Genomic DNA, 15102 nt, shown 5'->3' with positions numbered 1-15102 from the left:
CAACGCCCGGAAAACCGGGCGTTGTTAAGGAAATAGCGATACAGAGAATGTTTATTTGCTATCGGCTTGTTCGTCGTGGCCGCGCTTGCCCCGATGTTTTTCATGCGCTTCGCGCATGGCGTTGTGCAGTGCTTCTTGCTCTTCTTCGGTGAGGATGTCAGCGACTTGCGCTTTATGCTCTTCACGCAGCGCATGCATTGCTTCGCGAAGTTCAGCGTGTGCTTCATTGAGTTCAGCCTGCTTACCTGCTGAGATTTCGGCGCGCTGATACACCTCTTGGCGACGCTCTTCCACGCGTTCTTCCATGCGCTGATGATCAGCACCGGAAGCCTCATGGTCACCGTGGCTGTCAGCCTGGGCCGTTAATGTGACCGATGCGAACGCAGCAGCGAGTATTGCAGGGGCAAATAGCTGATGAATTGACATTTTCTCAGTACCTGAAATGTTCATAGCATCTCTCCTGGTAAGTTGACGATGTCAGTATCGCTAGGTGCAGTGCAAACTGTTTGCAGTTAGTGTGCAACAATCATGATCTTATTGGCTTGCTGCAGATCGTAGTTAAGAGTAGTTCGTCATTAGCAAACAGGGACGCTATTCATTAAGGAGAAATATAATGTCGAGAATCGAGCTATCTCGCGTGTGGCAGCCGCGCTGCGCGATCAGCACTTTGCGCCGAGTAACCGGACTGGGTGCGCTTGCTTTGATGCTGAGAGGCTGTAACACATGCTCAGCATGCGGGCCACAATGAATCCACCGTTGGGAGTGGTACGCTGCATGAACCCCAGCCCTTTATGCGTTTGGCGCCATGAACCTACACACCTGTTGATTGGCCTCAGGCGCTAAAGGCCGATGTCTATTTGCCTGATGAATCGACTAACGCTCTACGCCCTGCCGCCTTATTGGTTCACGGTGGGGGCTGGCGAAACCGTACGCCAGAAGACATGCAGAGCATTGCTGAGCAGTTGGCAGGGCAAGGCTACGTGGCGGTTAATATTGAGTATCGGTTTGTGCCTGAGTATCGCTTTGCTACCCAGCTGCATGATTTACAGCAGGCAATGGCGTGGATCCATGCCAATGCTGAAGAGTGGCAGGTAGATACTAATCGCATCGTAGGCGTTGGATACTCATCGGGGGCGCACTTGGTGAGTCTGCTGGCGCTGGCCGAGCCTTACGGCGGCGAGCAGAGGAGGCATATCGCTTGGCGTCGCCCATTTACCATATTACCCCGCAGTCTCCGCCGCTTTTTATATTCCACGGCAAGTGGGATCGCCTCGTGCTGGTAGGCCATGCCACCGACTTCTATCAAGCGCTGCAGGATAACAATGTCGAGAGCGAGCTTTATCTGCAAGGCTTTAGGGGGCACATTGCCAGCTTCTTACTGCGTGGCGGCGCTATTGATGCAGGCATTGAGTTTCTTAATCGTCAGGTATTCACTGCGGATTAGACTTTAGTTGCGTTCTCGCTGCATGCAAGGTTGGTGACAGTTTCGTGGGTTAGCGTCTTAGGCTTACAGATCAATATCTGTTTCTACGATTAAATAATCTTACAAAAAAGAGAGAGCCCGCTATGCCTAACACTTACCGTGCTTCACTATCGCTTACGATGAAATCCTTGCTGGTTGGAGCAACAGCTACCATTGCTGCATTGGCCATTGCACTACCCGCCGCGGCTGAAGACTTTCCCACCCGCCCGCTCAATATGGTGGTGGGATTCGGTACTGGGGGAAGTGCTGATCGCTTGGCCCGCATTATGTCTGGGCCTCTCTCAGAAGAGATAGGTGTGCCGATACAAGTCACTAATCGTCCTGGTGCGGGAACGCAAGTCGCTTCTAACTACGTTCTGAACGTTCCTGACGACGGTTACACGGTTTACGCCTCAACGTTCGCGCCTTACTTAACTAACTCTATTCTGATAGGAGGCGCTGAATTTAGCGTCGATGATTTCTCTTATATCAACTTTCAGTGGTTCGATTTAGACATTATTGCAGCGAATAAAGACAGTGGTTATGAAGACCTGCCTAGCTTGCTTGAGGCAATCCGAGAGGAAAGAGGACAGGTACGTGGCGCGGTCGTTCAGGGTTCTGCTGGCCACTTGATGGTGCGCTTGTTGCTTGACGAGGCGGGCATACCGCAAGAAAACCTGAACTTAGTGACCTATAACAGCGGTGGTGAAGCACGCTCAGCCGTTGCAGGAGGACAAGTTGACTTTGTCTCTATTAGCGCTCAGGGCAGTGAGAGTATCCGAGAGTTTCTTACTCCGTTGGCAATTGTGAGTGATGAGCGCATTGATCAGTGGGATGCCCAGCCTATCAATGAAGCATTGGCGCCCATGGATATTGAAGTGCCTATTCTGCAGGGATCTATGCGTGGCTTTGCAGTGACTAGTGAAATGGAACGTCAACACCCTGAACGTTTTGAAAAACTGTCTTCAGCCATTCAAAGTGCTCTGGCTCGTAAAGATGTACAAGAACAGCTTGAGAGCAATGAAATGGGCGGTATTTGGGTAGGCCCAGAGCGTTCCAATGAATTGATGCGCGAAAACTATCAAGTGTTCGAAAAATACGCCCACCTGCTTAACTGATTTCTCTCAAGTAGTTTTAACGAATTAATTTTAACGAACTAATCCTTCCATGATAGTTGGCCCTTCACCTTAATGAAGGGCCAACATGGGGTTTTACCATGTCTGAATATAAACGTGACTATGGGGATTTTATCGTTCTCATGGGGCTGGCTAGTTTTACGCTTTGGTATTTATTAGACGCTATTAGCGTATCCGCTACGCCGCAAAACCTGCTGCTGATACTGCCACTTGCGGTCATTGTGTTGGCGATTATTACGCTTGAATTAATCTTGCGTATAAAGCATGGCTCGTTGTTTCGCTCTTCTGAAGAAGAGCCGCTGCATAAAACATTACCTGTGGTGGGCTTATTTGCCGCCTATGTACTGTCGCTTGAAACCTTAGGCTTTGATATTGCTACTGTGATCTTTTTGGCGCTCTTTTTGATCCTTAAAGGTGAACGTAACTGGCTGCTTTTAGGTGGCTATAGTGTCACTTTTGGTCTTGGTGTCGCATTCTTTTTCTCGCAGATGCTGCCGTATCCTATGACATTGCTGCTGCTACCAAGCTAAGGAGAAACCATGATTGATTTTGGCGCGGTTGGGCAGAGTATGGATCTGCTTTTTTCCAGTTTTGGCCCTTGGTTAGTGGTGGTCCCGGGGATCATATTAGGATTAATTTTTGGCGCTACTCCAGGCTTACAAATATCCGTGGTCATGGCGATTTTCTTGCCAATGACGATGTATATGGACTTTATTCAAGCCATCTTATTTCTCACCGCTATTTTTACTGGAGGTTCCTTTGGTGCCGGTATCCCCGCGATCTTAATGAATATACCAGGCAGCTCTTCTGCGATAGCCACTGCATTTGATGGTTATCCGATGGCACGAAAGGGGCAGCATAACCAAGCGTTGGGGGTCGCATTAGCATCATCAGTGATTGGTGCGCTGATGGGGTATGTAGTGCTGCTCTTCATGATTCAGCCGCTATCTTACATGGTACTGAGGTTAGGGCCAGCAGAGATGTTTGTGGTCATCCTCTGGGGCATGACGCTGATTGCCAGCTTAAAAGGTGAGCAAGTACTTAAAGGCTTAATGGCCGGCTTCATTGGGCTGTTAGTAGGCACGATTGGGTTTAATGAAATAGGTTTGGCACGTGGCACAATGGGGCAAACTTATCTATTAGATGGGGTACCCGTTATTCCTGCCATGATGGGCATGTTTGCTGCTTCTGAGCTGTTCAAACTAGCCAACAAAGGTTTCATCGTAGAATCTGCTGATGCCCGCAAGGTGAAAATTAGTGAAATCTTCGAAGGTTGCAAGATGGCGATGCGGCATCCGGTAGTTATGATTCGCGGGGGCTTGATTGGCGTGTTGGTGGGTGCAGTGCCTGGCGTCGGTTCATCGGTTTCTAACTTGCTCTCTTACATAGAAACAAAGCGGCGAGATCGTGACCCTGATTCCTTTGGAAACGGTAACCCAAAGGGCGTAGTGGCATCAGAAGCCGCGAATAGCAGTTCTGAAGGTGGCTCGATGGCAACATTGCTAGCGCTAGGTATACCTGGAGGCGGCGCTACGGCGGTGATGCTGGCAGCGTTTGCTATGCACAATATTACGGGCGGCCCACAGTTTATACGTCAGCAAACGGATGTCGTATACGCGATCATTTTCGCCAACTTTGCCCAAGTATTTTTACTGGCAGTCATTGGTTTACTGTTTATCCCGCTGCTGGCCAATATCGTCAAGGTGCCCATGCGCTACTTGATTCCTTCGGTATTGGCGCTTGCGGTGATGGGGTCGTTCGGGCTAACCGGAAATATGACGGGGCCTGCTACGGTGTTAGTGTTTGCTGTGATCGGCTGGATATTCCGCCACTACGGTTACTCCGTACCTGCCGCTGTAATCGGTATGCTATTGGGATCTCTGGCTGAAAAATCCCTGCTCCACTCCTACCAAATCAGCGGGGGAGACATTATGTATGTGTTTGAGCGTCCGGTGACACTAGCTATCTTTGCATTGCTGCTAGTCTCTTTGTTTAGCCAGCCATTGATGAAAAAGCTTAAAGCCCGCCAAGAGGCTGCCCAACTATGATTCCTGAGTTCAGGATTTGAAATGTTGAAACGCACCGGTATTACCGTTGGCTTGGGATTTTTGGGTGGCTGGCTTGCCACCCTTTTGTCGTTGCCTTTGGCATGGATGCTGGGCTCTCTTTTTATGGTGATGTGCTTATCACTGATGGGCGTGAATACCGGCATCGATAAGCGCTTACACCGCTCGGCCATTGCACTGCTAGGGCTTTTTATTGGTAGCCGTATTCAGGCTGACGAATTGTTAGGATTAGTACTTTGGTATCCCAGCGTACTGGCCATGTTGGTATACATGGCGCTGATGTTATTTGGCGGTTACTGGATTTTTAATTACGCCAACGTAGGGCGTATGAACGCCATGTTTTGCGCTTATCCGGGAAGCATGAATTCAGCGTTGGTACTGGCCGAACGGGCTAACGGTGATTTGCGCTGGATCGCTATCTCGCACTCTCTGCGTCTAGTGACTGTGGTTTCGGGAGCCGCGATAGTGGCAAGTTTTTTTGTCGACGATGTTGCGCTACGCAGTTCGACTTCTTCCTTCTCCATCATGGATGGTTTGCCGCTGGTGTTGGCAGCGCTATGTTGGTGGCTAGGGCGTTTATTGAAGATCCCCTTGCCTGAGTTTCTTGGGCCAATGGCGGCAGGTGCCATTGTTGCAAACCTTGGGTTCGATTACTCGCTACCTACTTGGATAGTGCTCACGGCATTTCTGGTATTAGGAGCGTCGGTGGGTGCGCGCTTTTCGGGAACCCAGTGGTCGCAGGTGATCAGCATGGGCCGTTATGGCATTGCGTTTGCCCTATTTGCACTGTTGGTTGCTGCGCTAATGGCATGGCTAGTATCCAGTTTCACGCACCTCTCATTTGTGGCAGTACTGCTTGCGTTGATTCCCGGTGGGGTAGGCGAAATGGCGGTTATAGCAATGGTGTTGGATATAGATCCAGTATATGTAGTTTCTCATCATATACTGCGCCTGCTGCTACTAATATTTATGACCCCCTTAATGATACGCCTAGCCAATGGGCCGGTTAAGCAATAGGAAAGGCGACGGTTACTTCAAATCCTCCCTGTGGCCTATTGCCAAGATAAAGCCGTGCAGAGTGGGTGGCTGCGATCTGCTCCACAATGGCGAGACCTAGGCCGCTACCTGGGGAGTGCTTATTGTGGCGGAAAAAACGTTCGGTTAGTTTGGGCAGCTGTTCTTCATCGACACCAGTACCGTCATCACTGACCGTTAACGTCACTTTATCGCTGTCTGTGGCTAATGCGACAGTGATAACACCTTCGTAGGCCACACTGCCTCCAGCATGCAGGCTGGCATTTTCGATGAGATTTGTCACCAGCCACCGCAGCATAATGGGATCGCCAAGAATGCTGGGTATCGCTGTATATTGGTCAAAAGCAAGCTCCTGGCTTTTTTGATAAATATTAGGAGCGGTCTGTGCACAGGCGTCGCGGCAAATAGCGATTAAATCAACATGTTCTAGGTGCGAGGTGTCTATTAATTCACTGCGTGTTTTGGCGTATTTGAGCAGTTGTTTGACGGTATGGCTGGCATGCTCAGCAATGCGCTGGATTTCCCGCAGGCTAGTATGCGCTGGTGTTTGGGAAGGAGCCTTAAGCGACATTTCAGTTAAAGCGCGAATTTCAGAGATAGGCGTTCTGAGCTGATGGGAGACATCAGCATTCAGTTGCTGTGTGCTTTCAATGCTACGTCGCATGCGCAGCATCAAGTTGTTAATGCTTTGAATAAGAGGCAGAATTTCCTTAGGGGCGTTGTCATCCAGAGCATGCAAATCATTCGGTGAGCGTTGACGTAGAGCCTGACTGACTGCATTGAGTGGTGCCAGTCCCCAGTGTATCGCCATTAAGGCAATGGAGATTGCTAGTAGCCCGGTAACAACCATTAACCCTGTGAGCGTTATCATAAAATCGTTGGTGAGCGTATAGCGAGCTTCTTTTGACTCGGCAACGATCACTTCAATGTCGGTCTGCGCATGGCCTCGGCTAAAGGGAAGTGTCAGCGCTACCGCTCGTAGCTCATTACCTGCATAGTCCACATCATAAAAAATCGGTTCATAAGAATAGCTTGGAGGGTCGGTTAGGCCGCTAAAGCCTGCAATCATGCGGCCTTGCGTGTCTTTTATGCGATAAAAAATTTTGCCTTCACCTCGGCTACCCAGCGTACTAACGCTGAAGTAGTGCATGTTGATACGCAGATCATTATTGACAGTATAAAGGCGACGCTCTAGCCGTTGTGCGGCATTTAAGAGCATATTGTCAAAGGTTTCGTTGATTTGACGTGATAAAAGTAGGTGGCTCGAGACCAAAGCAAGCACTGCTAGAGCTGTAAAGGGCAGGCCAATCCAAATCAGCAGTCGACTGCGGATCGATTGACTTTTATTCATGGGAAAAGCCTTTGGTATCTTTAGATTCTAAATAGTAGCCCAGCCCACGCACTGTTTTTAAGCCGAAATCGTAGCCGATTTTTTTGCGAATACGTGAAATGTAGGTTTCCACGGCAGCGTAGCTCACTGAGTCGTCAGAGTTAGACAGCCGGTCGATGATTTGATCCTTATTGACCAGCCTGTTCTGATTGATCATGAGGTATTCCATGACCTCAAGCTCTCGTCTATGTAATAGCAGAGGATTGCCATCAAGACGCAGCTCCATCGCATCGGGCAGAAATTCTAAACGTCCGCACTGGAGTGTTTCACCGCCGAAGTGTTTGGCGCGACGTACTAGTGCCCGCGCCCGCGCCGTGACTTCTTCCAGGGAAAAAGGTTTGCATAGATAATCATCGGCACCTACTTCAAGGCCGAGGATGCGCTGATCCAAACTATCTCTCGCTGAGATAATTAATACCGGAATGGTGTTCTGAGCGTGACGCAGCTCTCGTAAAAGCGTGATTCCATCCACTTCAGGCAAGCCAAGATCCAGCACTAGTAAGTCATAATCACCTTGTTCGAGCATGTGCAGCGCTCTTCTGCCATCGTTGGCAACATCAATACTAAAGGCGGCTTCACTAAGCGTAGCTGCAATAGAACGCGCTAAATTGAGGTTATCTTCTACTACTAGCGCTTTCATAGGTCATCTCGTTGTTAACCCTCTGGCTGATACTTATAGCCGACGCCATAGACTGAACGAATAATTTCTAGCTCTGGCAGCGCCTCGTGGATTTTCTTACGTAGCTTCTTGATGTGGCTGTCCACGGTGCGCTCTGAGACGATGCGGTTATCGCGGTACATGTGATCCATTAACTGTTCGCGGCTGAAAATACGTCCTGGCGCCTGCATCATCACGCGCAGTAATTGAAATTCCACCGCGGTGAGTCCTAGGTCTTTGCCGTAAGCGAGCGCTTGCCAGCCATCTTCATTTAACACGACCGGTGCATGCTGAACGTCGGCAGGGGCGTTTGCTGCTGCCTGACTACGGCGAAGCACGGCTTTGACACGGGCGACCACTTCACGGGGGCTAAACGGCTTGCAGATATAGTCGTCAGCGCCTAACTCTAAGCCTAGCAAGCGGTCGACCTCTTCTACCTTGGCGGTCACCATAATGATCGCAATGGTCGGCCAGTGCTGGCGAATCTCACGGCTAAGCGTCAGGCCGTCTTTGCCTGGCAGCATAATGTCGAGCAGTACGAGTGCCGGGGAGTGCTGTACTAGCCACGGCATAACTTGATCGCCGTGGGCTAACGTCGTGACCGAAAAGCCATGCGTGGTTAAGTAATCTGCCATCAGGCGAGCAATTTTTGGTTCATCCTCAACAATCAGCAAAGAGGCTGCGTGAGACGCATCGTGAGACATAAGGAACTCGCTTAGCAGTGAGGGTGAAAGACTATTAATGAGATGTCAGCAGGGGAAAGTGCAGTGTCCAGCGCAGCCCGCCCAGCGTAGAAGCAGAGGGCGTTAGCGTTGCCCCATGCGCATTGATTAGCGCACTGGCAATTGACAGGCCTAAGCCGCTGCCGCCGCTTGACCGGTTACGTGATCCCTCTACACGGTACAGCCGCTCGGTTAAGCGCGCCAGCTCGCCTTCGGGCACTCCAGGCGAGCTGTCTTCCCAGGTAACGATTGCGAAGCCCTGCTGCGCGGTGAGCGTAACGCGCAGCTCTCCCGGTGGTTGAGTGTAGGCGCAGCTGTTATCCAACAAGTTGTTCCATAGCTGATGCAGGCGCTGGGCATCGCCACGAACCATTATGCCAGGAGCGATCTGCTCCGTCAGCGTTAAGCCACTGTCCATTAACCAGCGGTCTGCATCGGCGAGGCGGCTGGCAAGGCAGTCACTTAGGTCCATCGGCGCAAGCTGGATATCCAGCGCACCTGCATCGCTTTGTGACAGCAGGCGTAAATCCGTGACTAGCCGTTCCAACTGGCTAACCTCTTGAGCCAGCGAGCTGAGGTTCTCTTGGTTGAGAGGACGAATGCCATCTTGCATCGCTTCAATTTCCCCACGTAGAACGGCCAACGGCGTACGCAGCTCGTGAGCGGTGTCGGACACCCAGCGCGCTCGTGCATCGCGGCTGGCTTCTAGCGTCGCGGCAAGTACGTTGAAATCTCGCGCCAAGCGCGACAGCTCATCGCGGCCACGCTCAGGTAATCGAGTCGTATAATCACCTTCAGTCAGTCGCAGCGTGGCGCCCGCAAGCGCCCGTGTACGCCGCCCTAACCACCAGGACAAGCCGCCCGCGAGCAGCAGAGAAGCCACGCATAGCGATATTACGATAAGGATAAGGTTGCGCTGCTGGCGCTCAAGGAAGCGGCTTTCCATACGCTCCATCATCTCGCGAGGGGGTCGAAAACCCAGCGAACCGATCGTTTCCTCGCCGCTGCGCAGGTTCAGCCAATGCCAATTGCCCGAGCCTGCGCGGCCGCCATTGGCAGGCACTAAAAAACGGCCCTCGGCATCACGTAGCGCAAAATCCCGCACTTCACCTAGCGGAGAGGGGTGGTCTTGGTGTTCTTGGCCCAGTTCAAAACGCACAATAGATGCCCAGCGCTCCGGGGATTGTTCCAACCACTCCCAGCTCTCTTGGGTCTCCCAGCGTGTGACGAGACCGTCTGCCAGCAGTGTTGCCCGCCGCTCTTGCGCTTGGTTGAGATAATCGTAAAAGCCGCGGTCAATGCTGTAGGAAACCGCCATAAACATGCTCACCGAGATGGCCACATTGACGCTCAGGATAATCGCAAATAGTTTGAGCCCCAGCCGGGAAGGGCGCCATTGACGTAGAGATCCATGCAGTGCCATCACTGATTGCCTCCTGCTTGGCGAGGCTGACGCGGCGCGCTCAACCGCTCTCGGACATTTTCCATGCCTAAGTACAGACAGGGCACCAGAATTAGCAAAATAGCGGTGGCAAACAGCATGCCAAAGCCTAGCGAAATCGCCATCGGAATCATGAAGCGCGCCTGTCGTGACGTCTCTAGAATCATCGGTGCCAGCCCCAGAAATGTTGTTAGCGTGGTCATCATAATGGGGCGGAGCCGACGCGTGGCCGCGGCTACAATAGCTTCTCTGGCCGCCATTCCCTCACGGCGCTTGCGGTTGGCGTAGTCGATCAGCACTAGCGCATCGTTGATGACCACGCCGGAAAGCGCGAGCATTCCCAGCAGGCTGATAATGGAAAGTCCAAAACCCATGATTATATGACCGGCCACCGCGCCGACGATACCGAAGGGGATCGCTGCCAGTACCAGCAGCGGCTGCGAATAACTTCTAAACGGGATAGCCAGCAGAGCATAGAGCGCGGTAATCATTAACCACATGGAGGTTTTTAACGTGGCTAAGTTGTCGGCGGTGTCCTGCTGGCGACCGCCCATGCTGACCTCCAACCCCGGCCAGGTAGCTTCCAACGTAGGGAATACCTCGTCTTGCAACGTGGCGAGCACCTGGTTAATGGCAAGGTCGTTTTCAGAGTCCGCAGTGACGGTAATAATACGTCGCCCGTTAATGCGCTCAAGACTGCTGGAGGCTTGGCTAATGGTGATATCCGTAACGCGGGATAGGGGCACACTCAGCCCATCAGGAGTGCGTACCGGCATTCGGTAGAGCGCGTTCAAACTGTCGCGATTATTGCTAGGTAAGCGTACCTCAACGCTAATTTCGCTACGCCCTACGTATTGCTCTAGAGCGGTCGCACCTTGTAAGGGGCCGCGCAGCGCTTGGGCTAAATTGTTGCCGGTTAGGCCCAGCGAGCGTCCTTCTGATGAAAGGCGTATTTCTAATTGGGGTTTACCGTCGCCCAGGCCGCTATCGATATCGGTCAGCCCATAGCCGCTCAGCGTTTCGGCCAACCGTTCTGCGGCGGCTTCAAGCACCTGTGTATTGGGGTGTGAAAGTCGCAGACTCAGTGCCGCACCGCTGCCGGGGCCGCCAACATCGGCTTCAAAGCGCACCGATTGGGCGCCTAATAAATCGCCGGTTAGGTCGCGCCACTCGCGGGCAATTCGCGATGGCGGCCATGCTTCAAGGCTTTCACTGGCAATGTCGAGACGAACCTCTAGGCTTTCCCCATCCAGCCGGCTGCGCGAGCTGCCAAAACTGAGCGTTTCTTCGCGTTCGCTAAGCTGCTCTGCGGCGTCAAGAAGCTGCTGGCTGAGTTCACGACTGATGCTGATATTGCTACCAATCGGCAGGGTGACCGTTGCCTGCACCTGGTCTGATTCGACGCGGGGCATGAGGGAAAACCCTAAACGCCCGCTCGTTGCCCAGGAAAGGGCGACCAACAGCACCGCAATGCCCAGCGCAATGCTGAGCAAACGCTGGTTAAGGGCACGTTGGAGAAATGGCTCAAACTGATGGTAGGTGAAATGGTGTAAACCGCCTTGAAGGCGTTGGCGAAGTGCTTCTAATGGGCGCTGCCATGCAGGCGTATTGCGCGGCTTGCGACTATGCGCGAGGTGAGCGGGAAGAATCACCAGTGCTTCCAGCCAGGAAATTAAAAATACCGTGACCACAACGACCGGCACCGTCGCAAAAATAAGTCCCAAAAAGCCGGGTAAAAACAGTAGCGGCAGGAACGCGACGATATTAGAAAGAATGGCGAACGTCAGCGGCGTGGCAATTTCGCTAGCCCCTTTAACCGCAGCATCGCGCAGTGAATAGCCTTCTTCACGGTAGCTATAGATATTCTCGCCGACGATAATGGCGTCATCCACCACAATGCCCAGGGCGATGATAAAGGCAAACATTGACATCATATTCAGCGACACGCCGATCCAGGGCAGAAATAGCATTGCGCCTAGAAACGCTGTTGGGATGCCCAGCGTGACCCAGAATGCCAGGCGGGCTTCCAAAAACAGCGCCATGAGCACTAATACCAGCGCTAGCCCCATCCAGGCATTTTTCAGCAGCAGGCTAAGGCGGGCTTCGTATACCTCTGAACTATCGCGAGAAATATCAAGGCTAACGCCCTCTGGCAGGCCTGAGCGTAACCGTTCAAGCTCACCGTTGACCGCTTCAGAGATGCTGGTCGGGGTTTGGTCGCCAATTTGATAAACATCCACGGAAAGCCCGGGTTGGCCGTTATAGAACTCTTCGCGGTCGGTCTCGGCGAAGCCGTCGCTGACTGTCGCGATGTCGCCCAGCGCAATGGGGGCTCCTTGTGCGCTGGTTAGAATGGGCAACTCGGCGAAAGCCTCTGCGCTGTTACGCCGGCCCTGATAGCGAATAAGCCATTCGCCTTCTGCTGTCGTCAGTTGACCACTGGCAAGATCAAGTGCCTCTTCGCCAATGCGAGTAGCCAATTGCTGGTGATCCAGGCCATAGCGCTCAATGGCCTCTTCATCCATATGAACTTGAATCTCTCGTTCGCGGTTACCCGATAGCTCTGCGCGCGAAATGCCGTCGGTCGCCTGGAGCTCACCGCGTATTTCTTCAGCGGCGTCGTGTAGCGCCTCTAGGCCTACTTGGCCATAAACTTGCAGGCTCAGTGCGCTTCGCGAGCGCCCCGCAAGGGTAAACCGGGGTGGGTCGGCGGCACTGGGCAAAGTGGTGATAGCATTCACTGCCTGCTGGATATCCTGATAGGCGCGCATCACGTCAACGCCATCAATCAGCGAGGCGCTGACATTGGCGCTGCCTTCACTGGCCGTCGCCGTCAGCTCATCAATGCCTTCTACATTGGCAATCGCGGCTTCCATCGGCAGCAGCAGGCTCTGCTCAACGTCTTCAGGTGTGGCACCCGGGTAGCTGATAGAGACTTGCACCACTTCAATATCAAACTCAGGAAAGACCTCTTTCTTAATCGCCAGCGAGGCCAATAAGCCGCCCACAATAAACAGCACCATGAGCAGGTTAGGTGCTACCCCGTGATCGACCATCCATGCCAGTGGGCCACGCGGTGTCTTCATGACCCGTCTCCCTCTTGAGCCGGTGTGTCGCTGGGGCGTCGGATGCGCACTAACTGGCCTTCGCGAGGCTGGGCTAAGCCTGCGGTAACGACCCGCTGACCGGCGGTCAGGCCGCTGCGGATCAAGGCATCATCTTCTCCGCGATAAGCCAGGGTCACCGGCGTGCGGCGCAGGCGATTCTCCTCATCTACCTGCCAGACGATGTCGCCTGGACGCAGTGCAGCAGAGGGTACTGAAATGAGCTGGTGTTGAATGGTTGGCTGAAATGCAACACGTAGAACATCACCCAGGCGCAGGGCAGGGCCATCGCTTTCTAGTGCGAGCGGGTCGCTAACGGCGATTAACAGCTGTGCCTGTAAACCGTTTTCTTCCAGGCTGGGGAGCATCGATACCAGCGTGCCTTCACGCGTCGCGCCTTCAGACCAGCCGCGGCTGGTTAAGGTAATCTGGCTGTCCGTTTCCAACCACTCAGTCCACTCGCTGGGCAGGGAGGCGCGGACCCAAAATTGCTCAACGCCTACTAAGTGCACTACTTCCGTCCCCTGGCTAAGCAGGCTGCCAGCACCCACTAAGCGCGCTTGTACCATGGCGCGCCAAGGCGCCACCAGGGTGGCGCGCTCAAGGTTAAGCGCTGCCTGGTCTCTGGCCACTCGCGCCTGGGTCACTTGGGCTTGGGTTTGGCGCAACTGCGGTTCTCTTAGAACCAGCGCACGGCGCTCGGCAGAAAGCTGGCGGCCAAAAGACTCGTATTCGCTGCGTGCGCGCTGCTGCTCTGCCTGCTCTAGTGCCAGAAGGGCTTGGGCATTGGCTAGCTGTGCCTGCGCATCCTCAAGAGTAAGCGCGAGATCGGCCTGATCAATATAGGCGACCGGCGCCTGCTGCTCGACGACTTGTCCCGGCACAACGCCTGGTGCAAAGCGCTCAAGCTGGCCCGCCACGCGGCTGGCCAACATAGTTTCTTGCTCTGCTTCGACGCGGCCAAATCCATATAGATGGGGCGCCTGGGTGCTCGCAGAAACGCTAATCACATCTACAATACTGGGTAATGGCTCTGGTGGTGCGGTACGCTCAATGCGGGGTGGCTGAGTTATTATCCACCAGGCGAGCACGCAGGTGCCAATTAGAATCAATAACGCAACCACGGCACTCAGGCGAACACGGCCCTGCTGATAAAAAGAGTGAGACGGCGAGATGGAGCGTGTTGAGGTCATTACCGCGCGTTATCCATATGCTAGGAGCGAAAATTCCAGAAAAATGAGCGTATGATGCTAGCATCACGCATTGTGAAGCAGCGATTAGTCAAGCAATGTGCAAATACCATGCAATTGATACCTGATTCATATTCATTTGGTATCAATAGACTCACTGGTCTACTTTAAACGTATGAAAAATACCGCAACGCGCGACAAGTTGATTGATTGTGGCGCCCAGCTGATCAGCCAGCAAGGCTACAACGCAACGGGCATTAATGCCGTTTTGAAGACGTGCGGAGTGCCCAAGGGCTCTTTTTACCACTACTTCGCGAGTAAAGAAGATTTTGGGCTGGCAGTGATTGAACGCTTTGCCACCAAGTATGACGCCTCGCTAGTGACGCTGCTGGAAGATAGCAATACGCCGCCTTTGGAGCGTCTCAGGCGCTATTTTGCATCAGGTCGTGACTATATGCATGAGTGTGATCACGCCACTGGCTGTTTGATTGGTAATCTTGGACAAGAGCTTTCAGGCCAAAGCGATACCTTTCGTGATGCGCTAAACCTTGTATTTCAGCGCTGGGAACAGCGGCTTGTGCGCTGTTTACAAGATGCCCAGGCGAACGGAGACATTGCCGTCCATACCGCGCCTGAAGCGCTAGCAAGCTTTATTTTAACCGGCTGGGAAGGCGCTATTTTACGCGCCAAAACATTGAAGTCCGTCGAACCTATGAATCTGTTTGAAAAGATTTTATTTCAACAGGTGCTGATCCGCCCAGCATCATAACGCTGCGCTATCGTCTTTATAAGCATCGCTAGCCGTTAAACAGGTGAGCCCGCTATGTTTCAAGGTTTTGAAAAATAATCCGAATGTAGCTGCGTAGACTCTTAAATCCGAACTTAGTAGTCTATGGAC

General features: G+C 52.8%; 14 protein-coding genes. 7 read left to right on the top strand and 7 right to left on the bottom strand.

Annotated elements, in window-relative coordinates:
• Nucleotides 1-51: 51 nt before the first annotated feature.
• Nucleotides 52-450: a hypothetical protein gene (locus ACTH5D_RS02055; RefSeq protein WP_441667998.1), complete on the bottom strand. Its 399-nt coding sequence runs from the start codon at nucleotides 448-450 to the stop codon at nucleotides 52-54.
• 407 nt (nucleotides 451-857) lie between these two features.
• Between ACTH5D_RS02055 and ACTH5D_RS02050 the strand changes: the two genes are divergently transcribed.
• From ACTH5D_RS02050 to ACTH5D_RS02025, 6 genes are all read left to right on the top strand, one after another.
• On the top strand, nucleotides 858-1283 hold the full coding sequence (locus ACTH5D_RS02050; protein WP_441667997.1) for an alpha/beta hydrolase: 426 nt from the start codon (nucleotides 858-860) through the stop codon (nucleotides 1281-1283).
• The gene (locus tag ACTH5D_RS02045; RefSeq protein ID WP_441667996.1) at nucleotides 1199-1444 is read left to right on the top strand and encodes a prolyl oligopeptidase family serine peptidase; all 246 of its coding nucleotides are present in this window, start codon (nucleotides 1199-1201) and stop codon (nucleotides 1442-1444) included. Before ACTH5D_RS02050 ends, ACTH5D_RS02045 begins: the two co-directional genes overlap by 85 nt.
• Nucleotides 1445-1566: 122 nt before the next feature.
• A complete protein-coding gene (locus tag ACTH5D_RS02040; protein ID WP_441667995.1) occupies nucleotides 1567-2580 on the top strand; it encodes a Bug family tripartite tricarboxylate transporter substrate binding protein in 1014 nt (337 codons plus the stop codon).
• A 98-nt stretch (nucleotides 2581-2678) separates the two neighbouring features.
• Complete coding sequence (locus ACTH5D_RS02035) at nucleotides 2679-3128, top strand: tripartite tricarboxylate transporter TctB family protein (protein WP_441667994.1); 450 nt, start codon at nucleotides 2679-2681, stop codon at nucleotides 3126-3128.
• A 9-nt stretch (nucleotides 3129-3137) separates the two neighbouring features.
• The gene (locus ACTH5D_RS02030; RefSeq protein WP_441667993.1) at nucleotides 3138-4646 is read left to right on the top strand and encodes a tripartite tricarboxylate transporter permease; all 1509 of its coding nucleotides are present in this window, start codon (nucleotides 3138-3140) and stop codon (nucleotides 4644-4646) included.
• Nucleotides 4647-4667: 21 nt separating this feature from the next.
• A complete protein-coding gene (locus ACTH5D_RS02025) occupies nucleotides 4668-5681 on the top strand; it encodes an AbrB family transcriptional regulator (RefSeq protein WP_441667992.1) in 1014 nt (337 codons plus the stop codon).
• Here the strand turns inward: ACTH5D_RS02025 and ACTH5D_RS02020 are convergent.
• Genes ACTH5D_RS02020 through ACTH5D_RS01995 form a run of 6 tightly spaced genes read right to left on the bottom strand, consistent with a single transcriptional unit; the run spans nucleotide 5671 to nucleotide 14207 of the window.
• A complete protein-coding gene (locus ACTH5D_RS02020; RefSeq protein WP_441667991.1) occupies nucleotides 5671-7050 on the bottom strand; it encodes a sensor histidine kinase in 1380 nt (459 codons plus the stop codon). The two genes, ACTH5D_RS02025 and ACTH5D_RS02020, sit on opposite strands and share 11 nt — an antisense overlap.
• A complete protein-coding gene (locus ACTH5D_RS02015) occupies nucleotides 7043-7729 on the bottom strand; it encodes a response regulator transcription factor (protein WP_441667990.1) in 687 nt (228 codons plus the stop codon). Before ACTH5D_RS02015 ends, ACTH5D_RS02020 begins: the two co-directional genes overlap by 8 nt.
• Nucleotides 7730-7743: 14 nt before the next feature.
• Nucleotides 7744-8451 carry a response regulator gene (locus tag ACTH5D_RS02010; protein ID WP_441667989.1) on the bottom strand — a complete coding sequence of 236 codons (708 nt, stop codon included), beginning with the start codon at nucleotides 8449-8451 and terminating at the stop codon, nucleotides 7744-7746.
• 34 nt (nucleotides 8452-8485) lie between these two features.
• The gene (locus ACTH5D_RS02005; protein ID WP_441667988.1) at nucleotides 8486-9892 is read right to left on the bottom strand and encodes an ATP-binding protein; all 1407 of its coding nucleotides are present in this window, start codon (nucleotides 9890-9892) and stop codon (nucleotides 8486-8488) included.
• Nucleotides 9892-12996, bottom strand: coding sequence for an efflux RND transporter permease subunit (locus tag ACTH5D_RS02000; RefSeq protein ID WP_441667987.1), 3105 nt, complete (start codon nucleotides 12994-12996; stop codon nucleotides 9892-9894). Before ACTH5D_RS02000 ends, ACTH5D_RS02005 begins: the two co-directional genes overlap by 1 nt.
• Nucleotides 12993-14207 carry an efflux RND transporter periplasmic adaptor subunit gene (locus ACTH5D_RS01995; RefSeq protein ID WP_441667986.1) on the bottom strand — a complete coding sequence of 405 codons (1215 nt, stop codon included), beginning with the start codon at nucleotides 14205-14207 and terminating at the stop codon, nucleotides 12993-12995. Before ACTH5D_RS01995 ends, ACTH5D_RS02000 begins: the two co-directional genes overlap by 4 nt.
• 172 nt (nucleotides 14208-14379) lie before the next feature.
• Here ACTH5D_RS01995 and ACTH5D_RS01990 point away from each other — a divergent pair, with 172 nt between their 5' ends.
• Nucleotides 14380-14973: a TetR family transcriptional regulator C-terminal domain-containing protein gene (locus ACTH5D_RS01990; protein ID WP_441667985.1), complete on the top strand. Its 594-nt coding sequence runs from the start codon at nucleotides 14380-14382 to the stop codon at nucleotides 14971-14973.
• Nucleotides 14974-15102 lie beyond the last annotated feature (129 nt).

The sequence above is a fragment of the Halomonas sp. genome (assembly GCF_052095695.1).
GTDB lineage: Bacteria > Pseudomonadota > Gammaproteobacteria > Pseudomonadales > Halomonadaceae > Vreelandella.
The sequence above is the reverse complement of the archived record's forward strand: the minus strand, read 5'-3'. Positions and strand labels throughout refer to the sequence as shown.